This window comes from Streptomyces sp. NPDC032745, assembly GCF_055579465.1.
In genome coordinates this window covers 1-20497 of sequence record NZ_JBVING010000027.1, presented here as the reverse complement: position 1 = coordinate 20497, position 20497 = coordinate 1, and the positions used below count along the sequence as shown (strand labels likewise).

The window sequence follows — 20497 nt, the reverse complement described above, 5'->3', positions numbered from 1 at the left end:
GAAGATCAAGCTGGCTAGTGCCCCAACCGAGGCAATCCGTGAAAGGGAAACCAAATGCGCATTCGACGAATCCTCGCCGCCGTCATTGCCACGGCAGCCCTCGCCGGACTCGGCCTCACAGGCGCCGCCACCGCCGCCGCCACCGCACAGGGTGCCCCAACCTACGTCACCCCTTCTGAGTGCAAGCAGGGCGGCGGAACGCCCGCGATCAATCAGGACGGCAACTACTGCCAGGGCGGTACGCACAACGGGGAGCAGATCGACTGAACCCCTCAAGGCGCCCCGCAGCCACGCGCCGCGGGGCGCTGCCGCGCGAGCGTAGCCGGAGAGTCGCAGGGACTATGCCGCCCGTCGGGCACGCTATGGGTCGCCGGATGGCGAGCGCCGTCTTGTTTTCCAGCGGTGTAAGCGGCAAAAACAGTGCGTCTCCTCGTTGACCAGGGGCTGCCTGCCGACTGCAATCGGATGTTCGTGCGCGACCGGGACAAGGAGCTGTCTGTCCGCGAGCGAGTGGATCTTCGATCCGAACTTGTCCCTGTCGACAGGATTCGGACTTCTCATTCCAGGATGTCCGGGCTTCGCGGCTGTGTGCTTCCGTTGTCGTCGATGTGCGCCTGGGTGCACTCGGTCCGCGGCGGTACGCCGGAAGCATGGCGAAGCGACGTCCGTATGCGAGTGATCTGTCCGATGCCCGCTGGGAGTTGATCGAGCCAGTCCTTGCCGCCTGGCGGTTCGAGCGCCGCCTGGCCGAGTGGACCGAGGCCGGCGTCTGGCCCCGGCTGCACGAAACCCTTCTGGCCCGGCTCCGCGGGGCCGGCACCCTGGACTTCTCGCGGGCCGTGGTCGACGGCTCCCACATACGCGTGTTAAAGGGGGCTCCAAGACAGGGCGAAGCCCCGTTGACCGCGGCAGGAACGGCAGCAAGCACCACCTGATCACCGACGCCACAGGCATTCCGCTTACCGCCACCTTGACCGGCGGGAACCGCAACGACGTCACCCAGTCATCCCCTTACTCCAGGCCGTTCCCCCGGTCCGCGGCAAGCGCGGCCGGCCCCGCCGGCGGCCCGACACGGTGCTCGGGGACCGCGGCTACGACCACGACAAGTACCGGCGCCTGGCCTGGTCCCTGGGCGTGAAACCCGTCATCGCCCGACGCGGTGTTCCCCACGGATCCGGCCTCGGCACCGACCGCTGGGTCGTCGAGCGGACCTTCGCTCATCTCCACTGGTTCCGCAGGCTGCGGATCCGTTGGGAAGTACGGGACGACATCCACGAGGCCTTCCTCAGCCTCGCTTGCTCACTCATCTGCTGGCGGCGCTTGAAGTCATTCCGATAGCAGTTCTTAGTCTTCGACGTCCTGCAGATCGACGGCATCGAGCCGCTGACCCTGTCCTACGCCGAGCGCTGCCGACGCCTGGAGGTCCTCTTCGCGGCCCGCACGCTGACCGCTGTGCCCAATGACCACCGACCCGGCCAAGGCCGGAGTGGCTGGAGGACTGGACGGACGTCTCCGGCGTCGAGGGCATCCTGGAGCCAGAGTTTCTGACTGACCGATTGACCGGTCATCACGAGCTCGAGTGTAATCGCTCCAGCCACTGCCTGCCCTCGCCTTGGGTAGGCCTACTCCTCCCGAAACTCCGGCGAAGCGCTTCGGGATACGCCTGGCGCTTCTCGTGCTCGGGGAGTGCCCGGTAGATGTTGGCCAGGTCAGGGTTCTGGCCCTTGCGCTTGCCGGTGGGGATGATCACCCTCCTCGTTGGAAGGGCGGTCTCACGCCTCGGGCGGCGCACCACTGCCATCGCGCTGCCGCTGGCGGTGTTTGCGCATGGACACCTGAGAGCCGCAGCCCGTACTGCAGTACAGCCCTCCCCCATTGCGGGTGCGGTCGAAGAAACCGAAATGGCATGGGGGGTTCCGGCACGCCTTGATGCGCCTCCAGTCGCTGCTCTGCGCAAACGTCGTCACCGCAGCCAGTACGGTTCCGAACACGCGCGGCACCCCCGCCTGTGGGGAGGCCAGCTCTACACCGCCGGCCGTGACCACCGTCGCCAGCGGGTAGAGGGAACCCACGCGTCGCAGGTGCCGCTCGGCACGCAGCAGCGGCTCACCCAGGCTTTCCTCATCGCCCGAGTGTGCGAGCAGCACAGTCACCAAGGCATCACGCAGCTCGCGCGCGACCGCGGCGTCAGCGTCGGTCACCACGGTTTCGCCGCCGAACTCGTCGCGCTCCGCCAGCCACGCCGCGAACGAGTCCCCGTCCCCGAACAACTCTCGGCGACCCGATCCGTCCGCGCGCGTGTTCACGAACGCGAGAACGGTCTCCACCGTCGGCGTGACGGTGCGTGAGCTGGGTTTGGGGGATCCGGCTGCCGCAGTGATCATCCTCCCACAGTACATCAGTGTGAGCGGTACTAATCCAGCTAGCAGGCAACCTTCCAGTCGATCTAGGTTGACTCGTTGCGAACTAACGGCTTACGGTCGCAACATGAACGGAACATCCAACCCTCAGACCCGCCCCCGCACATGGCTGATCACCGGCGCGACGTCCGGCATCGGCCGCGAACTGACGCTCCAGGCACTGGAGAACGGCGATGCCGTCTCGGCTCTCGCCCGCGACACCTCCTACTTGGACGAACTGGCGGAAGCGCACGGTGAGCGCCTGCTTCTCATCCAGGCGGACGTACGTGACGAGCAAGCCGTCCGGGACGCGGTGGAAGGCACGCTCGCACGGTTCGGTCGTATCGACGTGGTGGCCAACAATGCGGGATACGGACTGTTCGGAGCCGTTGAGGAGGCCTCCGACACGCAGGTCCGTGCCGTGTTCGACACCAATGTCTTCGGAGTGCTCAACGTGCTCCGCACAACGCTGCCGGTGCTCCGCGCCCAGCGGTCCGGGCACATCCTCCAGGGCTCGTCGGTATACGGGCAGTCCGCCCATCCCGGCGTGGGCCTGCTGGCCGCCACCAAGCACGCGGTCGAGGGGCTGTCGGACGCGCTCGCGGCCGAGGTCGCACCGCTCGGCATCAAGGTCACGATCATCCAGCCCGGGCTGACCGCGACCCCCTTCCTTGCCAACCTCGATGTCGCAGCCGGCCTGGGCGACTACGACCAGACCGTCCGCGAGGTTCAGAAGGGCATCGGAGAGCTGCCGGCGTCCGCGTTCTCCGCCGCGGCGCGGATCGCGGCAGGCATCCGGACCGCGGTCGACAACCCCAACCCCCCGCTGCGCTTGGCCCTTGGAGCCTCCAGCGCGACGGGCATGCGCCCCGCTTTGGAGGCACGGATCGCAGACCTGGACAGCTGGCAGCGTGTGACCGACGCCGTCGACAGGTAGTAAGCGCGAATCCCGCCGCGAACACGGTCATGGCGGAGGCGGCCCGGCCCTCCTCACCGCCCGGCCATGACCAGTGGGTCTGGGCCGAAGCCACGGCAGATGGCTTCGACCCAGACCCCTGTACTACCACTGCCCCGCGCTCTCCTGGGCGGGCGTCGGCCGCGGTTCGTCCGCCCGCTGGCCCAGGATGGTCACAGCCGGGGGAGGTCGACCCGGTTGCTTATGCCGAGCTCGAGACATGGGTGAGGCGCTAGACCCACTTCGGCTCGGCCGGGACATCCTGCAGCAACAGGGCGTCGGCTGCGCGATCTGGAACGCGAGGGCGCCATCCGCGGCTACCGCGCCGTCGTCGACCCGACCGCCGTCGGCCTGAACTTCGAGGCGCTCGTGTTCGCCACCCTGCGCTGGGAGACCACCGATACGGTCACGGCCTTCGAAGAGGCTGTGGCAGCCGTCCCGCACGTGCTACAGGCGCAGCGCCTGTTCGGCGAGCCCGACTACCTCCTGCGGGTCGCCACTGCCGACCTGGCCGCGTTCCAGCAGTTGTACGACCGGCAGCTCGCACGCCTGCCCGGTGTCCAGCGTCTGACTTCCACCCTCGTCATGAAGAACGTCATCGATGACCGGCCCCTGCCCGAGAGCTAGTCACCACCGGGTGCGTCCTGCTGAACGGCGACAACCGCCACGACGCGATCCCTACGAGGAGCCACCCGTTCGTGGATATGAGGCTTCTGCTTATGAGCGGCGAACCCGCTGCGGGGTTCCAAGGAATTCAGCACGACGGCGCGAGTTCCCGCTGTTTGATGCTCGGGAATCCGCGAACCCGTGCGCTTCCGCGTTCGACGTGCTGCAGCTGGACGGGGAGGAGCTGTTGTCCCGCCCGTACCGGGAGCGCCGCGCCCTGCTCGAGGCCCTGCTCGAGGCCCTGTTCGCCGACCACGGTCTGACGTCCCCGTGGACGTTGTGTCCGATGACGACGGACCTGGCGAAGCCGCGGGAGTGGTTGGAGTCCTGGACGGACGTGTCGGGCGTGGAGGGCATCTTGTGGACAGGGTTCGCGGCTGACCGCTTGACCGGGTTCAGCCGATTGCAGCGGGGCCGGGCGGCCGGGCCCTGTCGTCAGCGGGCTCCGGCACCCTCCGGATCCGGGGTGGGCGGCGGGTTGTGGCAGGTCACGTCCTTCGCGGGCAGCCGTCCCGTCGACAGGTACGCGTTGACGGGTATGTTGGCGCAGGCCGTGGGGTCGGAGAGATACACACCATGCCCCTGACCCCCCAGCGCCAGCACCATCCGCGACCCCTTGAGCGCCTGGTGCAGCCCCTGGCCGGTTTCGAGCGGGGTCATCGGATCCCACTCGTTCTGCACAGTCAGGACATCGGCCCGGGTCTTCATGGGCGTGGCGGGCTCCAGCGGCCGCTGCCAGAAGGCGCACGGTTTGATGTTCGACGCGAAGTCCCCGTACAGCGGGTGCTTCACCTTGTCCCGCGCCGCGTCCCGCGCGTACTGCTCCGGATCGCGGGGCCAGCTGTCCGTGTCCCCGCAGACCACGGCCCAGTACACGGCGGTGGCGTTGCTGGCGGGAGTGGCGTCCGGACCTTCCGACGCCCCTCCCGCGTCGACGCCCGGGCCGGCGGCCCGGACGCCGCCGAGCGGCGACTGCGAGCCGGGCCCCTTCCTGTCGGCGCCCTTCCCGCTCGCGCCCGGATCGGTGCCACCCGGCGGCTGGGGCGCCTTGTCGGCCGATGCCTTGATGGACTTGACGACGGCCGAGGCACCGTAGGGATCGAAGAAGAGCGACGGGTCGGCCCTGATGTCGTCACCCGTCACCTTCTCCCCGTAGTGGATGATCGGGTCCCGGTCGGCCCGCGCCACCAGCGCCCAGAAGGTGGCCGAGACCGCCTCCGGCGTGGCGCCGAGCCCATAAGCGTCCGAGCGCTCCGCCGCCCACCGCGTCCACCGCTCGAAGGCGGGCTCGGCTCCGGTCCCCCACGCCTGGATCATGCCGCGCCAGACGCGCCCCGGGTCCACGCCGCTGTCCAGGACGAACCGGTCGGTGCGCTCCGGGAACATCTGGGAGTACACCGCGCCGAGGTACGTCCCGTACGAGTAGCCCAGGTACGAGACCCTCCGCTCTCCTAGTGCGGCGCGGATGACGTCCATGTCGCGCGCAGTGTTGCGGGTGGTGATGTACGGAATCACATCGCCCGACTTCTCACGGCACTTGTCGGCGATTCCGCGCGCCCAGGACACGTCCGAGGCGAAGGTCTCGGGCCGGTACGCCCCGCCGACGCCCACCTCTGCTTCGCTCAGGTCACCACAGCCGATCGGGCTGCTCTCGCCGACGCCGCGCGGGTCGAAGCCGACGAGGTCGTAGCGGTCGCGGACGTCCTTGGGCATAGCAGCATCCGTCCGAATCGGCCGGTAGAGACCCGAGGTCCCGGGGCCGCCGGGGTTGAGGAGGAGGACGCCACGCCGCTTGGCGGGGTTCTCGCTCTTCATCCGGGATATGGCGAGGTTCAGGGTGCGCCCTTCGGGACGCTGGTAGTCGAGCGGCACCTTGAGGGTGGCGCACTCGTACGCCGCCGGCCGATCGGGGCTGCAGCGGTGCCAGGCCGGCGTCTGTCGCAGGTACACGGGGGTCGGGGCGGCGGAGGCGGAGGCCGATGTCGCCGCCAGCCCGGGAAGGGCAGTGGCGAGGAGTCCGGCGGTGGCGAGCAGCGGTGCGAGACGTTTCATGCGGGTGGTCCCGTTCGTTCGTCGGGTGAAATCGCTTGCGCCTCCACTGTGTTCGACGAGCGGGTCGGACCGGATCCCTCCCAAGAACAACTTTTCGTCCCCCGCACGTACCACCTGAAATCCGGACACGTGGCCGAGACTCTTCCCCAAGATCCGCGTATCCGCCGGGGCTTCCGGGACGGACCCGCCCGTCCACTCGTAGTCCCCTCCCCCTTAAGGAGGACAACCGACGACAACCAGCGACAAGGGATCTTGTGGACAGGGTTCGCGGCTGACCGCTCGACCGGGTTCAGCCGACTGTGGGGGCGCCATCCCGGCCTGGGACTGGTAGGCCCGCATGGTCAGGAGTCGCGTATTCGTTGGAGCCGTCGGCCGATCGTCACCCTGTGTCGGTGCCCTGCGGCATGATGATCGGCGTGAACACCGAGATTCTGATAGACGTCTGGCAGCAGCTTCTCGCCGACCCTCGCAAGTCGTGGGTGCTGTTCGAGCATGGCACCTGTGTCGTGCTGACCGCTCCGGACGGGGAGCTTGCCGAACAGGCCACCGACCTCCTGCAGAAGTTCGGCCCGGCGCACGCCGGATCTTCGGCAGGAGACTTTGGGGTGATCGACCTCAAGGACGTCGAGGGATGGGTCGTCACCGGGCATCACAACGACGTCCTTACCTATGTCGGCCCCGATGAGCCTCAGGACCAGTCACACATCGCTGTAGGGCTGTTCGGACGTTCCAAGCGCCACCGGGACGGCACCGAGCTTCACGTCGTCCACGTTGAGGACAAACGAGGCTCGGCGGGCCCAGCCTGAGCACCACGCTTCGAGTTGATCGGGGACCTGCAATCCCTCGGTGAGGATGGGCAGCCGGTCAAACGGCAAACTGGGCGGTCAGCGTGGACGCCGGGGTAGTGGGGCGATGGAGCGTGCTTCGTGCGGTGCGGTTCGCAACCGGTCGTTGTCCACGCTGAATGGCGCTGAACGGCGGCGATGCCGAGTTCGAGCTGCTCGGGTTGGCGTTTGTCGGGGCGCAGGCGGGCATTGTCGGCCTTCACAGCGGTGAAGTTGTCGACGGCCTTCGAGGCGGTTGCCATCATCGGGGCGGCTGCCAGCTCTGCACAGATGTCGGGGAAGTTGCGGCGGAAGGTGGTGTTGGCGAGGCCAAGCCGGGCGGCCAGTGCCAGCACGCTCGGGCTGCGGCCGGTCTCCGAGGCCAGGGCGTCGGCAGCAGTGACTCGGACGTCGGCGCGGCCGGGCATTGGCCGGTGGTGGGCGCTCACTCGTTGCCTCCGGCGGCCTTGGGGAGGAAGGTGCGGATCGCGTCGCGGCGTCGTTCGAGGTCGGCGTGCAGCAGGGAAGGCAGGACGGGGCGGCCCCGAAGCCGGGTGTCGAGGCACTCGGCCTGGTTGGCGAGGGCCCGGGTGTTGTCGGTAGCTCCGCCAGAGTGTGCAGGTAGACGAGCGTAGTGATCACCGAACGATGTCCGAGCCGGCGCCGCACCCAGTCCAGCGGGTCACCGAACACCCTGGTGTAGTGCTCGCGCTGGCGCGGGTGCTGCTCGGCCAAAGCCGCCAGGTGCCCACGCTGCAGCTGCTCCAGCGTCACCACGGCGAAGGTGTGCCGCAGCATGTGCGCGTGACAGGCCAGTCGCACGCCCGCCGCCATGCACCGCCGGTTCGAGGCCGCGAACATCTCCTTCCACGCCGAGACCGACAACGGCTGCCCGCCCTCGCCGAGCCACGACATCGCCGGCTCCAGCCCGGCCGGGACTTCGACCAACAGCAGGCGCCGCTCGCGCGCGCCCGGCTGCTCCACCTTGACCCTGGACGCCGAGCCGACCCGGCGCGCCCACGGCCTCCCCGGCTCCTCCACCACCCAGGGCCTGCGCCACCGCGCTGCCGTGGCAGGCCCGCCCCATCGAAACCCCGCACCCCCACATCCCGCCACACCCGGTAGGAGACCGGCGGCAGCCACTCCACCCGCACTGCCCCGGTGTCCCGCGCGTATGTCGCCGGCCGCTGCTCGTCTGCCGTCCGGCGCGACAATTGCCCGCCAACCCGCGGGCGCCTGACCACCTGCGGGACCGGGCTCGTCGGCACGTGCCTGCACGCAACGCCCACCGATAGAAGGCATTCACCCCCGAGACTTCGCGATTCCACGTGGATCCGGCGATGCGCGGCCCGTCGTCGTCCCGGCGCCGCCAGGCCAGGTAGGCGAGATGGTCCTCATCGGCCGCGTCCCGCCAGCCCTTCCTGCGCCGCGACACCCACAGCAACGTCAGGAACGCCGCAAGGTCCCGGGCGTAGCCGAACTGGGTGTTCACCGCGTGCATCCACATCCCCGGTGGCTGGAAGAAGCGGTTCAGGACGACGTCGTACTCGAACACCGGTGAGACGAGGAAGGGTGTCCCTGCCTCCATGCCCACCTCACGCAGCCACTCCTCCCGTCCCTCCGTCAGCAGCCGTACATCGAAGGGCACTCCGTCAGGAGGGATGCCGAATTCCTCCGCCGTGGCCCGCACGCGCCACGCGTTCACAATCATGGCGCCAGGTATATGGTCGGTGACCGAATGTGCACAAGGTGTGGTGGTCAAGGGCATGAGCCAGCCCTACCGGCCCTCGGCGCGCGGCTGGTCAGTTGACTGCACTATGCCGTCGAGCGGTTCGACTCGGCGGCGGCTGGTGTCGAGGACTGCGGAGTGCTGATTCCGGGATGCCCAAACCCGCCATCAGCACGAATGATCGGCTCGAGTGATGTCGGGGCGGTTGTGGGCTCAGTCCTCCCCGACCTGGATCAGGATCGCAAGGTACTCGCCGTCGCTTCCGGCAACCACGCCATCGAAAGTGCAGGCAGTGACAGGATCCCAGGAGTTGCCTTGCCGGTTGGTCCACCAAGTCGCGCCGGGCCCGAGCCACTTCACGATGCGCGTCACCGTGTCGTGGGCGATCTCGCGGTTCATGAGTTTCGAGCCGGGCCATACCAGGTCGTCGGCGGCGAGCGTGGTCATCAGTTCCACGGCCGCGTCGGCGCTGAGTGGCTCCAGGAGAGCCTCGATCTGCGAAGCGCTCGGGGGCTCGGCCCCGCTGGGGAGGTATCGCTTCCACTTCGGGTGGAGTTCGGCGACGAGGTCGTGCACCTGGCCGGCAAGGGTCCCCAGCCCATGACCAGGCGTCGCGCCACCCGGGAATCGGCCGTACCGCACGGAGACGACGGGCCTGTTCGACAGCGATTTCAACAGGTCGCCGAGCTCAGACAGGCTCTCTGCACGTTCTCTACTCTCCACCCAGGCATCGTGCCATGCCGGGGTGGGCGAACGCGGCGGTCATGTGCCTCGCGGGCACTCGGTCGACCAGTCCGTCACACCCCGCGTGTTGGTGCAGAGAAGGTACGAGATCCGCCGCAGAGACACCACCGAAGCGATCATCGGCGCTATCACGGGCACCCTGCCCCGCCCCCAGCTCCTCGTCCTCGGCTGCCACGACCCCGCGGGCCAGCTGTGCGCGGTCGGCCGGAGGGTACCGCTGCGCCCCGACGCGTCCCGGTAGGTCGCCGAGCACTTGGCCGCGGCCGGCCCCGCCCACCCGTGGACGGGAGTGCGGTTTGCCGCGGCGTGGGGGTCCCGCGACGTCTTCTGCCGCGCTCTTGGTCCGGCCCGACCTGGTGGCGGAGACCAGCGCCGACCGGGCGGTAGACCGGGCGGGTCCGGCCGCGGCCGCTGGCCGCCCAGGACGCCGGAGCCTCCGAGGCCGAGTTTGCAGCAGATCGCCGCTGAGGGGCTGCAAGAGGTCTACTTCAATGAAAGCGGCGGCCGCGCCTAGGGGCTGCTGGTGGAGTTGACGGACATCGACTACATCGACGTGAACCTCTGATCCGAACCAGGTGGTGGAGAAGACACCACCCCGGTTGAGCCGAAACACGATAGTTGGCACTGGGGCAGGCTTTTCTCATCGACTGGGCGGCATGCCCAGTCGATGCGACCTTTTCGTGACAGGTGGAACCTGATCTTGGTGGTTTGAGACCACTTGCGTCTCGCGCGGCGCTAGCGTTGGTTCCATGATCGTATGGCTCAACGGCACCCACGGCGCAGGCAAGACGACGACCGGTGCACTCGTGCAGCAGCTGATCCCGGATTCACGGGTGTTCGATGCCGAAAAGGTCGGCGAGACGCTCATGGACATCAAGCCGGGGCTGCCCTGGACGGGCAACTTCCAGGACTGGTCGCCGTGGCGGCCGCTCGTGGTCGAGACCGCCCGCCGCGTACTCGACTACACCGGTGGCGCTTTGGTGATGCCCATGACTGTCCTGGTCGAGGAGTACTGGCGCGAGATCAGCTCGGGCCTCGCCCAGCATGCGATTCCGGTACGGCACTTCGTTCTCCATGCTGACCAGGACACCCTCCGCGGGCGCATCGAGGGGGACACTGACCTTGGTCCTTCCCCGTTCCGTCTCGCGCACCTCGAGCCCTACGCCGAGGCGGCCCGCACGTGGCTGCACGGTGAGGCCGAGGTCGTCGACACCACGCACCTCACGCCCGCCCAGGCCGCCCTGCAGATCGCGGAGGCCGTCAAGAGTTGAGGTCCGCACGTCGATCTTCGCCATGGAGAGCAAGATCGAGAAGCTCTTCGAGATCATCACCAAGGGGCTGTGCGCCTCACAGCCTGTCTTCCCAGGTCAGGACGGTGCACTCGTTCTGCAGGCTGGGTGTTGTGAGTACTTCGAGCGGGGCCGTCACCGACCGGTGACGGCCCCGCGTCGCTGTGTCCGAAGCCGGGTGCCGGCTGTCCTCCGGGCGGGTGAATCCGTCCTCGCGTACGCAGGCGCAGCCGGGGTGCATACGCCCCAACTATGGTTAATCAATGGATATTTGACACTTTTCGCAATCAATCAGCATTTTTCAGGTGTTGCCTAGGGGGGCCGTGCCGAGGAGGAGATCAGCTGTGGGAAGCGACTGGAGTGCGACGAGGGCCAGGCTGCGGGGCGTCTGCGGGTGACCCGGCCCGTGTTCCGGTGGGCCGTGCGCACGTGGGTGGTACCGACCCCGACGCCGGGCCGGGGCTGTGGTCCCGGGCCGCGATGGAGTCGATGGACGCCAATGCGATCCGGGCGGGGCTGCCGGATGACTCGCTGTCCGGTCGCGGGCGGCCGACGCCCTCGCGGAGGCCTTGGGGACCTCGAATCCGAGCGTGGGGGCGGGTTCGGCGGTGGTGACCGTGTTCGCGGTGCGGGAGATGGTGAAGGCCGGGTTTCTCACCGACCCTTCCGGCGATCCGGCGCAGCCGGCGCTCCAGCCGGACCCGGTCGCCGCCCTTGCCGCGCACCCGGATTTGGCCCGGCTGCCGGCCGAGGCCGTTCCGATGGGGCCGGACCAGGCCGCGCAGCGGCTCGGCGTACGGCGCTCTGACTGGGATCGCGTGGTTCGGTTCGGATACGTGTCGTTGGTGGGCGGACAGTGGCCGGGGCGGTGCTGGCGCTGGTGTTGTGCATACCTGCGGGCGGTGGTCCGCCAGCGCCAGGGCTTCCACCGATCCTTCGATGCCTGGCGTGCAGCGGCACCCATTCTCCGGCGTGGAGACCGAACCCATCGCTCGGACCGATCACGAACGAACAGGGGAGAGCGGTGCGTTGTGACCCGGCCCGAGGGGATATTCCCCTGGGCGTGATGAGGCCCCGCCGCAGCCCCCTCCCCCGGGCCGGGAAGCAGGGGTGTATCCGGGTAGCGTGCCCGGTTGCCAGATGCATTGGCCAAGGGTGCCCGGCCCGGCATCGTCGTCTGCATACGGGTTCGAGCAGACGGGCGAGGTGGTCATGGGGACTGCAGGTGGCGTGGAACGGGCGGAGCGCCCCAAGGCGTGGGGTGCGGCGATGGTGTTCACCGCGGTGGCCTTCGTGGCGGCCGGTGCACTGGGGGCGGTGCAGCCGGTTGCCGGTGTGCCGCCGGAGGTCGTGCAGTTGACCCAGTTCGGGCCTGCTGTCGGGGTGGGCGTGGTCGCGCTGTACTGGCGCAGGCAGACCCGCGAGTTGCTGCGGGGCGGGGGCGAACGGCGCGCCGGCCGTGCGGTGGCCCTCCTCGCGACGGCCGGGCTGATCGTCGCGGTCAGCGTCCTTGCGTACTGGCTGGCTTCCGGGGATGTGGGTTTCATCCACCCCGGAGCCCTGCACCACCCGTTCGTACTGATCGCGTCGGCGCAACTGGTGGGGGCGTGCGGTGAGGAGATCGGCTGGCGCTGCTTCCTCCAGCCGCTGCTGCGGACCCGGGTCGGGACGCTCGTCTCGTCGGTGACGGTGGGTGTGGTGTGGGGCGCCTGGCACGTGCCGGTCTTTGCGCAGGCCCCGGCCTACGCCGCGGGGTTCCTCGTCGCCACCGTGGCGATGTCGGTCGTGCTGGGTGTTGCGCTCGACGGCACGGGCGGTACGTACCGCTTGCTGCTCGCGGGCGGCTTCCATGCCCTCGTCAACCTCGGTCTGCTGCTCTGCATGGACGTGGAGTTCGGGGCCGTGCTTCCCATGGTCTGCTTCGGGCTCGCCTGCCTGCTCGCAGGCCTGGTATGGGCCGGAAGGCAGGCGTCGGCGCCGCCAGCACCGATGCCCTTCACGAAGCCCCATGCGTCCTGACGCGCTCGTGGCCAGCTGTCGCTCTGCGCGTCGACGATCCGGTGGAACGCTTCTGCCGCGTAGTCGCCGGCGGGCAGCATGCCGATGTGGCGGACCACGATCAGCTCGCATGGCAGGTATTCGGGACGGTACCTGCGGCCTCGCGGTCGGCTTTCGGGCTGCGAGGAGGCGGGGTGGTCACGCGCGAGGCCTCGGGGGCAGAAGGCGGGAACGCGGCAGCAGTGGCCTGGACCGGCCGCGGCCGCCAGGCCGCGGAAGAGCAGCCACGCTTGCCCGGCGACTGCCACTGCGGCAACTCCTGGGCTGCCTGTTCATACCTGGGTGCGGTGCCGGCGGCGGACACGGGCCCGGCCGACCGGCTGGTGCCGGTGGACGGGCCCGCGCCGTCGCTCATCACGGACTGGCCGACGGGCGGCCGCAGGACTCAGATCATGTTCTTGTAGATGTTCCAGCCAACGCCGAACTTCACCCGGGCGGTGAAGGTCGCGGTGCCGGCGTTGCCCGTTGAGGTGTACAGGTACATGTCGCCGTTCGGGAGGCGGCCGAGTACATCGCCCTTGCCGTCGCCGTCGATGTCACCCGGCACGAGCAGCGTGTCGTACACGTTCCAGCCGGTGGCGACCTGCTCCCGGGCGGCGAACGGCGCGGTGGACGTCCCCGTGCCCTTGTACAGGAACATCCGGCCGCTGGTGTCCCGGGCGAGCACGTCGGGGCGCCCGTCGCCGGAGTAGTCGCCGGCGCCGACGAGCGTGTCGTAGGCGTTCCAGCCGGTGCCGACCTTGATGCGCGCGCCGAGCTTGGTGTTCACCGCGCCGTCGCCCGGGTGCAGCCACAGCGCGCCGGCGGAGTCGCGGCTGAGCAGGTCGCCCTTGCCGTCGCCGGTGAGGTCACCTGGGCCGACCATGAGCGTGTAGTTCCACGTCGTGCTGACCTTCTGGTCGCGGATGTACAGGTCGCTGCCGATGTTCTGCACGTAACTGGCGTGGTTGTGGCTGTTGAGCCCGGTGGCGTAGGTGTTGCGGGAGCCGGGCGTCTCGGTGCCGACGTTGGTCGGCGGCGTCAGATAGGTGCCGTTGGCCAGGGCGTAGTACTTTGCGAGGGTGTTGTTGGCCTCGGTCATGAGGTTCTGTGACTTGCCGTACAGCTGCGTGGTGCCGGCGCCGACCATGAACTTGTTCCGTTCCCACCCACTGCCGTAGTAGGTGGGGGCGGCGAACTTGCCGCCACCGATCGACTTGTAGAAGTACTGCACGCCGTCGCGGTTGCGGGCGATCAAGTCGCTCAGGCCGTCCCCGTCGACGTCGTCCGGGCCGCTGATCACGTTGTACGTGTTCCAGCCGGTGCCGACCTTGACGCGGGGCTTGAGCGGGGCGGTGGCGCTGCCGGATCCCTTGTGGAACCACAGCTCGCCGGTCAGGGTGCGGGTGAGGACGTCGCCGAGGCCGTCGCCGTCGACGTCGCTCGCGCCGACGATCTGGTCGTACACGCCCCAGCCGGAGCCGACCTTGACCCGCGTGTTGAAGGGTTTGCTGACGGTTCCGGTGCCGGTGTACAGCCACAGGTCGCCGGCGTGGTCGCGGGCCAGCAGGTCGGGGTGGTGGTCCCCGGTCACGTCGCCGGTGGCCACGAGGTGGTTGTACTTCTGCCAGCCGCTGCCGGACCACAGAGGTGCGGAAGTGCCTTGCAAGCCGGTCTCGTAGAGCGTGAGCACGCCGTCGAAGGAGAGGGAGAGCAGCTCGGCCTTGGTCGTGCCGCCGACGTCGCCGATCGGCAGCAGGTCCTTGAACGAGGCCTCGCGGTCGGTCTTGTAGATCGCGTAGTCGCTCCAGGACGAGTTCGACGACAGGTAGACGGCCGTGCTCTGGTCGTACTCCATGACGATCATGTCGCTGATGCCGTCGCCGTCGAGGTCGTGCCGCGGCTTGGCGGCGGCGGCCGCCCCCGCGAAGGGCGTGGCGCGGCCGGGCATGACAACGGTCGGGTGCTCGCCGACGGGGCCCGGCGCGGCCTCGGAGGCAGACTCCGGTGCCAGGGCGGGCGAGGGCGGTGCGACGGCGGATCCGGGTGCGAGGTGCTGCGGTGCGGCGGAACTCGGTGCGGCGGAGAGGGCGCCGACGGCCAGGGCGAGTACGCCCCCGGCGGCCAGTGCACGCAGTCGTCCGCGGTGCGATGAAGTCAAGATCCCCCCTGAGGATCGAGCCGGGCGCGCCCGGACACGTCATGCTGTGTGCTCGGAGACACGCATCCATGCGTGAACGGTTCCCCCCTTCCGCCCGTGCAGCGTATGCCGCGCCTCTGAAGGAGCGTTTCCTCCGACAGGGGTGTTCGGTAGGTCTCTGCGGAGGCGGCAGGTCCGGGTCAGGCGATCAAGCTTGTGATTCCCCGCGAGGGACTGCGATGCGGGCGGGCCGGGGGAGGTCCCGATGACAGGTGAGATCTTGACCAGGCCCTGTGTGTAGCGGAAGGTTGGGCCGGTCGGCCCAGAGTGGGTCTCGCACCAGACCACCGAGGGAAGAGCCCTTTCATGCATGCACACGGCGAGGCGGTGTTGGTCCGCCCCGACTGGCGTCGCTTTCTGGTCCTTTCCGTGGCCGCCGTTCTCGTGGCGCTCACGCAGGGTCTCAGCGGCCACGGCAAGTTGCTGCCGAGGTCGGTCTGGCTTGTCCTCGGGGCCGCGTCCGCTGTCTTCTTCTTCGTCCTGTACTGGCTTGTCGCCGTCTCGGTGGCGGACGGGTGGGTCGTCGTGCGCCGGGGCTTCACGATACGGCGGCTACCGCTGTCCGGCCTCGACAGCGTCGACGTGGAGGACTTGGGGCGCCACGGGTATGTGATCCGCTGTCGTCAGACCGGCGAACCGGAGCTCAAGGTTTCGCTGACCGCAATGCGGCCGGGTGACCAACGCCTAGTGATCGAGGCTATCCGCGCTGCGGTCCGGCCGGGTGTTCTGCGAGAGAGTGCTGCCCTGCGGGGCTTCGCTGAGACGCTTTAGAGAGCATCTGATCTAGGCAGTTGGTGTTTTGGGATGCTCTTGTGACTGCGAGCGTCGGTGGTCGTTTTCAGGGTTATGACAGCCCGGCGTGCGTATCGCAGTGATGTCTCTGACGCCCGGTGGGCGTTGATCGAGCCGGTGTTCGCTGCCTGGCGGGCTGCCCGCTCAGGACCCGGGGCCGCGGCGCGGGTGCATGACCTGAGAGAGATCGTGAACTCGATCCTCTACGTCAACCGCACGGGGATTCCTTGGGATTACCTGCCGCACGATTTCCCGCTGTTCAAGACCGTTTACGACTACCACGCTAAGTGGGGGGCGGACGGAACCCACCAAGCAGGTCCACGACCTGCTGCGGGACAGAACCCGCCGGGCCAAGGCCCGAAACGTGGAGCCGTCCGCGGCGGTGGTGGACGCGCAGAGCGTGAAGACCTCGAGCAATGTATCCGAAGCCAGTCAAGGCATCGATGCCGGCAAGAAGACCAAAGGACGTAAACGGCACCTGATCACCGACACCCTCGGACCGGTCCTGGCCGTCCTCGTCAGCGCAGCCTCGGTCCACGACTCCGTCGGCGGCAAGCAGGCTCTGACCGAGTTGGCAGCAGCCCATCCGAGCGTGATCACGGTGTGGGCCGACTGGCGGGTACCAGACCAGCGCGATGCAGCATGGCGTCGGCCTCGGGATCGATGTTCAGGTAGTCCAGCGACCGCGCGTGAAGGGCTTCCAGCGGCTGCCCAAGCGGTGGGTGATAGAGCGAACTTTCGGCTGGTTGATGCAGCACCGCAGTCTGGCGCGTGACTACGAAGCCCTGCCGCAGAGATCCCGAACGGTGATCCACTGGCCATGGCTAACAAAATGAGCCGTGAGCTCACCGGAGAATCGTCACCAACCTGGCGAATTGAAACGGACTTCTCGTTCACAACCGCATGAACGTTGATCAGATGTCCTTTTGGTGCGCTCGAGTCAACTCCTGCACCAGTGCGCGAAGTCATGCCCGCTCGGCGCGATCCCTCGGTCTGCCGGTCTCTGGTCTTCCCAGAGCCACTTGGAGCAGCGGGTGGAGCCTGTCTTCCACTCCGAATCAGCCTCGCGGGCGTGCGACGGACTGGGCTGGTAGGGAAGCTATTGCCGCCTGTGGGCGGGCTGCATGAACCCTTCGGTCACCTGTCGGCGGAGAGGGACCCGCGTACGGCTCTGCGCTTCCGCCTCAATGCGTCAGCTGAGCACATTCACACTGCGAGGTTTTCGGGGCATCCGGCTCTCCTGAGCGCCTTCGGAGGCGCTTTGCCTCAGGGCATGGTCCGCGTCCGGACTTCTTGCCGGTGAGGTGGTCAGTGCACGGCTGCGTTGCGGAGTGTGAGGGTGGTCTGTGCGGCGTCGGCGAGGCGGGTTTGCGGCAGCAGCCGTACCGCGGCGAAGGTGGTGGCGTCGCTCCAGGCACAGATGGCCTGGTCGCCGTCCTCGCCTGGTGCGGAGCCGCAGCTCAGGCCCCCGCCGTACTGGCCCGCGTCGAAGGAGGTCACGCCGTGGGCTTTCGCGCCGGCGAAGAAGTTGCGGAACTCCTGCGAGATCGACTTGGTGGCCTTGTCCTCGTACATCTTGGGGTCCCACTCCGTACTGTGGACGGCGACGAAGAGGTCGACGTTCCCGTCCCCGTCCTTGTCGTAGTAGCCGGCCTTCGCCTCAGGAGGGAGCTTGCGGCCCCCCAACACCTCGGTCTCGGCCTGCTGCGCGGCCAGACCGGTCAGCTGCCGGAAGTCCGCGAAGCTGTCCGGCAGCACGACGCTGCGCGGTGCGCTGCCTCCCGCACCCCCGCCGTCTTCGGAGGCGGGGAGTTCCGGGTCGTACGAGGCAGTGGCCTTCACCCCGGCACCGACGGCGATCAGCACCGTCACCCCGATGATGAGCAGGCGCCGCTTGCTTTCCTCGCGGAGGGTCTGGGCAGGGTCACTGCCGGCCGGGGTTGACGGCGAGCGCCAGGAGCGGGTCAGCCGCCAGAGCAGCACGATGGCGACAACGGCAACGAGCAAGGTTCCGGCTACTTGGCCGGCAGCGTATGCGTGCGAGGTGGGGTCCACGGAAGCGGTGATCACACGAGGCATCGTATGAGTGATCGAAGATCTTGTGGATCACGATTCGGCCGCTCCGGCGTCCAGCACCTTGCGTGATGCTCACAGTGCCTCGCCGTGGGGGCGGTCGGTGTGATCCGGTGTCGGCCGTGTACTGGCCGTGGTGGCTGTGGGGGATCGGCGGGTTTGAGCGATCACTTGCTGGCTGTTGGGCAGCCCCTTCGTTGTGGCACCCGGCGGCAGGTCAAGTGCCGTATCGATGGCGAGATCCAGTGAGCGGGTATGGGGTCATACCCAAGCAGGGAGTAGCCGTTCCAACGAGCCACATCAACCCTCGACGGGTCTGAGGCAACACCCGCCTCGGCCGACTGCCGTGGCACTGAAATGGCGTCCACTCCCGTCCGGTAGGCGGCTTCTCGCGTGGTATTCGACGGCCGATTGGCACAGGCCGGGTCGCGCACTCGAAACGCAGTCGGCGTGCTGGTCCATGCGTGCGAGAATCTCACTTTGATCATTGGGGGTTCCGCATGTACGTACGCATGAGGTCTTCGGCGGTGGTTGCGGCGATCGCTATTGCGGCGGTCCTGGCGCTGGCGGGATGCAGCGTCGCGGGTGGGGAGGCCGGCGCGAAGCCGGCGGGCCCGGGCTCGTCTTCGGGATCCGGTTCGGGTTCCGGGAAGACTGATTTGGGGAAGGGCGGTGCGGTCCTCGGTCGGGATGCCGTGGACGGGGATTTCCGCAAGGCGCTTGCCAAGGCGGGCTTGGACCCTGCGAGGGGGATGACCACTTCCGAGCGTAACGGCGTGAAGCGCCCGGACATGGTCGACTGGTTCGCCGTCGTGAAGTCCGGCGAGGCGGAGCAGGCCCTTCCCAAGATGGGGGCCGAACTGGAGCGGGCGGGCTGGAAGCCGGGCCGGGTGGAAGGCAACATCCTCACCTATCGGAAGTCCGGCTGGAGCCTGCTGGCCTCGAGCTTGCCCGGCGGCGGTGATATGCCCAATGTCCCCGAGGGCAGCAGCATGATCCAGCTGAATGCCCACCAGCTTGTCGGAGATGAAGGCTGACACCGCCCACCGGATCTGCGGAGGTTCCGGGAGTCTGAGCCGTCTGACCTGCGGAGTTTCTTAGGCCCGAGCCTGGTTGCGACGCCGAGGGTGATTGTCTCTGGCTGCTGTGGTAGTTGTCATCGCAGGTTGTTGTCGTTCTTGCTGGTCAGGGGTGAGGTTGGCGCGGCCAGACCGAGCGGAGCCTGTCGGATCGGCACGTCGGCCGGAGTGACGTCTGGCTGGCCGACACGAGGGAGGCGGCGGCCAGGTGTCTTGTCCCGAGGCTGGTCAACCGCCGCCTGGTCGCCGTGTTCAGCAGCCCGCTGAGCCGCGCCATGCGGACGGCAGGGCTCGCCGGTCTGACCGGCGCCGAGCCCGATCCCGACCTGTTGGAGTGGGACTACGGTGGCTACGAGGGCCTGACCGCCGAGCAGATCCGCGAGTCGCAGCCGGGCTGGGATTTGCGGAGACATGGCTCGCCGACTGGAACGAACACCCCAGGCCCTTCGTCTGGACGAATCCCGCCGACGAGATCGTTGACAAGGTCGCCGCCTACTGCCAGCGAGTCTCTGGTTCGGATCATGAGCCCATGGCGGGTTTCTTCACCCATGCCTTCAGCCGGTCAGCGAAGCGATTCGGGCGAGCGACGAAGCGGGCGAAGTCCTCGGCGGCGCCGCGGGGCAGGCTGGCGACTGCTGCCTCCGGCAACGTCGTGATCACGGTACGCAGCAGCGCGCCGAGGTCTGGTAGCAGGTACCACGCCGAGGCGGGGACAATGACCGTGGCAAGCAGTAGGTCACCCTCGTAGAAGTAGGCGTCGACCAGCGGCTCCTCAAGCAACAAGCGCACCGCGAGCGGAAGGAGGTACGGCAGCGCCACCTGCTGCGAGATGAGAGTCCACAGATCCGCCGGACTGAGTTCACCCAGCGGAATACGCCGCAACTCATGCACCCTGCGTACCACTTTTCTCTCCGCAGTCCATTGGCCTGCAGGTCATTTCGCTGGTGGTGTCCGGTGTCCGGTGTCGGGAGCCAGACCACCTGCTGGCACGTCCCACGCCCGGCCGGTAACCTCCGTGGCCGTGAAGCGACGCCGCCAGAAGAAGCTTTCTCGCCACCTATTCGCAGCGATCATGCAGAGCGATGTTTCGCGGTTGCGTGCGGCATTGCGTTCCGGTGCCGACCCGCAGCGGCCAGGCACTGAAGGCACCACCCCGCTGTACGAGGCAGCGGTCAGCGGCAGGACGGAGATCGTCCGCCTGCTGCTGGAAGCTGGGGCGTCCCCGGACGCCGAGAGCCGGGGCGTCGGTGCGGACGGCACGCCGCTGTGCGCGGCTGCGTGCTGGGGAGACGTGGAGACGGTGCGCGAACCGCTGGCCCATGGTGCCGATCCGAACCTCCGAGAAGGCGACGGCGCAGGCCGTTCCCCGCTGAAGTGGGCGAACAACGGCCCCCACCCCGAGACCACTGCCCTGCTCACCAGGTTTGGAGCCGTCGGCCGGGCCGATTCGATTTCCCCCGACCGCTGAAGCCACCGCCAAGGAGACTGGGCAGCTCAAACCTCGGTTGCACAAGCGCGACCTTCGCTGGCACGGGACACTGAGCAAGATGGTTGGCCCTTGAACGCCTAGTAGTGCTTTGTTAGCTGGTCTTGTCACGGTGGGTGTCTGGTAGTTCGCTGGCTGTATGAGGGCTGGGGAACTTGCGGCGGTGCGGGCT

17 protein-coding genes and 5 pseudogenes are annotated in these 20497 nt (G+C 68.2%); 15 read left to right on the top strand and 7 right to left on the bottom strand.

Annotated features, from left to right (window positions below; translation table 11 throughout):
* Positions 1 to 54 precede the first annotated feature (54 nt).
* Positions 55 to 267, top strand: a complete 213-nt coding sequence (locus ACZ5WG_RS39575) for a hypothetical protein (protein WP_468729498.1) — start codon at positions 55 to 57, stop codon at positions 265 to 267.
* A 383-nt stretch (positions 268 to 650) separates the two neighbouring features.
* Positions 651 to 1338: pseudogene (locus tag ACZ5WG_RS39570) on the top strand (IS5 family transposase).
* A 434-nt stretch (positions 1339 to 1772) separates the two neighbouring features.
* On the opposite strand, the gene ACZ5WG_RS39565 reads toward ACZ5WG_RS39570, so the two are convergent.
* Positions 1773 to 2384 (bottom strand): CGNR zinc finger domain-containing protein, encoded by a 612-nt coding sequence (locus tag ACZ5WG_RS39565; protein ID WP_468729497.1) that lies wholly within the window; start codon positions 2382 to 2384, stop codon positions 1773 to 1775.
* A 103-nt stretch (positions 2385 to 2487) separates the two neighbouring features.
* On the opposite strand from ACZ5WG_RS39565, the gene ACZ5WG_RS39560 reads away from it, so the two are divergent.
* The 3 genes and pseudogenes from ACZ5WG_RS39560 to ACZ5WG_RS39550 form a co-directional block, all read left to right on the top strand.
* Positions 2488 to 3336, top strand: coding sequence for an SDR family NAD(P)-dependent oxidoreductase (locus tag ACZ5WG_RS39560; RefSeq protein ID WP_468729496.1), 849 nt, complete (start codon positions 2488 to 2490; stop codon positions 3334 to 3336).
* Between the two features lie 294 nt (positions 3337 to 3630).
* Positions 3631 to 3981: pseudogene (locus tag ACZ5WG_RS39555) on the top strand (Lrp/AsnC family transcriptional regulator); the annotation flags it as partial.
* Positions 3956 to 4243: pseudogene (locus ACZ5WG_RS39550) on the top strand (ATP-dependent DNA ligase); the annotation flags it as partial. The pseudogenes ACZ5WG_RS39555 and ACZ5WG_RS39550, both read left to right, overlap by 26 nt.
* A 212-nt stretch (positions 4244 to 4455) precedes the next feature.
* Here ACZ5WG_RS39550 and ACZ5WG_RS39545 read toward each other — a convergent pair.
* Positions 4456 to 6072: an alpha/beta hydrolase gene (locus ACZ5WG_RS39545; protein ID WP_468729495.1), complete on the bottom strand. Its 1617-nt coding sequence runs from the start codon at positions 6070 to 6072 to the stop codon at positions 4456 to 4458.
* A 404-nt stretch (positions 6073 to 6476) separates the two neighbouring features.
* Between ACZ5WG_RS39545 and ACZ5WG_RS39540 the strand changes: the two genes are divergently transcribed.
* Positions 6477 to 6878, top strand: coding sequence for a hypothetical protein (locus tag ACZ5WG_RS39540; protein WP_468729494.1), 402 nt, complete (start codon positions 6477 to 6479; stop codon positions 6876 to 6878).
* 700 nt (positions 6879 to 7578) lie between these two features.
* Here the strand turns inward: ACZ5WG_RS39540 and ACZ5WG_RS39535 are convergent.
* Positions 7579 to 8397, bottom strand: a complete 819-nt coding sequence (locus tag ACZ5WG_RS39535; RefSeq protein WP_468729538.1) for a site-specific integrase — start codon at positions 8395 to 8397, stop codon at positions 7579 to 7581.
* Between the two features lie 441 nt (positions 8398 to 8838).
* On the bottom strand, positions 8839 to 9348 hold the full coding sequence (locus ACZ5WG_RS39530) for a hypothetical protein (RefSeq protein ID WP_468729493.1): 510 nt from the start codon (positions 9346 to 9348) through the stop codon (positions 8839 to 8841).
* Between the two features lie 88 nt (positions 9349 to 9436).
* Between ACZ5WG_RS39530 and ACZ5WG_RS39525 the strand changes: the two genes are divergently transcribed.
* The 4 genes from ACZ5WG_RS39525 (at position 9437) to ACZ5WG_RS39510 (ending at position 13120) form a co-directional block, all read left to right on the top strand.
* A complete protein-coding gene (locus ACZ5WG_RS39525; RefSeq protein ID WP_468729492.1) occupies positions 9437 to 9610 on the top strand; it encodes a hypothetical protein in 174 nt (57 codons plus the stop codon).
* A 508-nt stretch (positions 9611 to 10118) separates the two neighbouring features.
* Positions 10119 to 10640, top strand: a complete 522-nt coding sequence (locus ACZ5WG_RS39520; RefSeq protein WP_468729491.1) for a P-loop nucleotide/nucleoside kinase family protein — start codon at positions 10119 to 10121, stop codon at positions 10638 to 10640.
* Between the two features lie 1230 nt (positions 10641 to 11870).
* The gene (locus ACZ5WG_RS39515; protein WP_468729490.1) at positions 11871 to 12677 is read left to right on the top strand and encodes a CPBP family intramembrane glutamic endopeptidase; all 807 of its coding nucleotides are present in this window, start codon (positions 11871 to 11873) and stop codon (positions 12675 to 12677) included.
* 173 nt (positions 12678 to 12850) lie between these two features.
* Entirely contained in the window at positions 12851 to 13120 is a 270-nt protein-coding gene (locus tag ACZ5WG_RS39510) for a hypothetical protein (RefSeq protein ID WP_468729489.1), read from the top strand.
* On the opposite strand, the gene ACZ5WG_RS39505 is transcribed toward ACZ5WG_RS39510, so the two are convergent.
* Positions 13102 to 14856 carry an FG-GAP repeat domain-containing protein gene (locus ACZ5WG_RS39505; protein WP_468729488.1) on the bottom strand — a complete coding sequence of 585 codons (1755 nt, stop codon included), beginning with the start codon at positions 14854 to 14856 and terminating at the stop codon, positions 13102 to 13104. The genes ACZ5WG_RS39510 and ACZ5WG_RS39505 overlap by 19 nt on opposite strands.
* A 345-nt stretch (positions 14857 to 15201) precedes the next feature.
* On the opposite strand from ACZ5WG_RS39505, the gene ACZ5WG_RS39500 reads away from it, so the two are divergent.
* Positions 15202 to 15666 carry a hypothetical protein gene (locus ACZ5WG_RS39500; protein WP_468729487.1) on the top strand — a complete coding sequence of 155 codons (465 nt, stop codon included), beginning with the start codon at positions 15202 to 15204 and terminating at the stop codon, positions 15664 to 15666.
* 75 nt (positions 15667 to 15741) lie between these two features.
* A pseudogene (locus ACZ5WG_RS39495) lies at positions 15742 to 16594 on the top strand (IS5 family transposase).
* Positions 16595 to 16995: 401 nt separating this feature from the next.
* Here ACZ5WG_RS39495 and ACZ5WG_RS39490 read toward each other — a convergent pair.
* Positions 16996 to 17757, bottom strand: a complete 762-nt coding sequence (locus tag ACZ5WG_RS39490; protein WP_468729486.1) for a hypothetical protein — start codon at positions 17755 to 17757, stop codon at positions 16996 to 16998.
* 503 nt (positions 17758 to 18260) lie between these two features.
* Between ACZ5WG_RS39490 and ACZ5WG_RS39485 the strand changes: the two genes are divergently transcribed.
* Positions 18261 to 18797, top strand: coding sequence for a hypothetical protein (locus ACZ5WG_RS39485; protein ID WP_468729485.1), 537 nt, complete (start codon positions 18261 to 18263; stop codon positions 18795 to 18797).
* 185 nt (positions 18798 to 18982) lie between these two features.
* Positions 18983 to 19222, top strand: a pseudogene (locus ACZ5WG_RS39480) (histidine phosphatase family protein); the annotation flags it as partial.
* A 136-nt stretch (positions 19223 to 19358) separates the two neighbouring features.
* Here the strand turns inward: ACZ5WG_RS39480 and ACZ5WG_RS39475 are convergent.
* Positions 19359 to 19742, bottom strand: coding sequence for a contact-dependent growth inhibition system immunity protein (locus tag ACZ5WG_RS39475; RefSeq protein WP_468729484.1), 384 nt, complete (start codon positions 19740 to 19742; stop codon positions 19359 to 19361).
* 118 nt (positions 19743 to 19860) lie between these two features.
* On the opposite strand from ACZ5WG_RS39475, the gene ACZ5WG_RS39470 reads away from it, so the two are divergent.
* Positions 19861 to 20307 carry an ankyrin repeat domain-containing protein gene (locus ACZ5WG_RS39470; RefSeq protein ID WP_468729483.1) on the top strand — a complete coding sequence of 149 codons (447 nt, stop codon included), beginning with the start codon at positions 19861 to 19863 and terminating at the stop codon, positions 20305 to 20307.
* Positions 20308 to 20497: the final 190 nt, after the last annotated feature.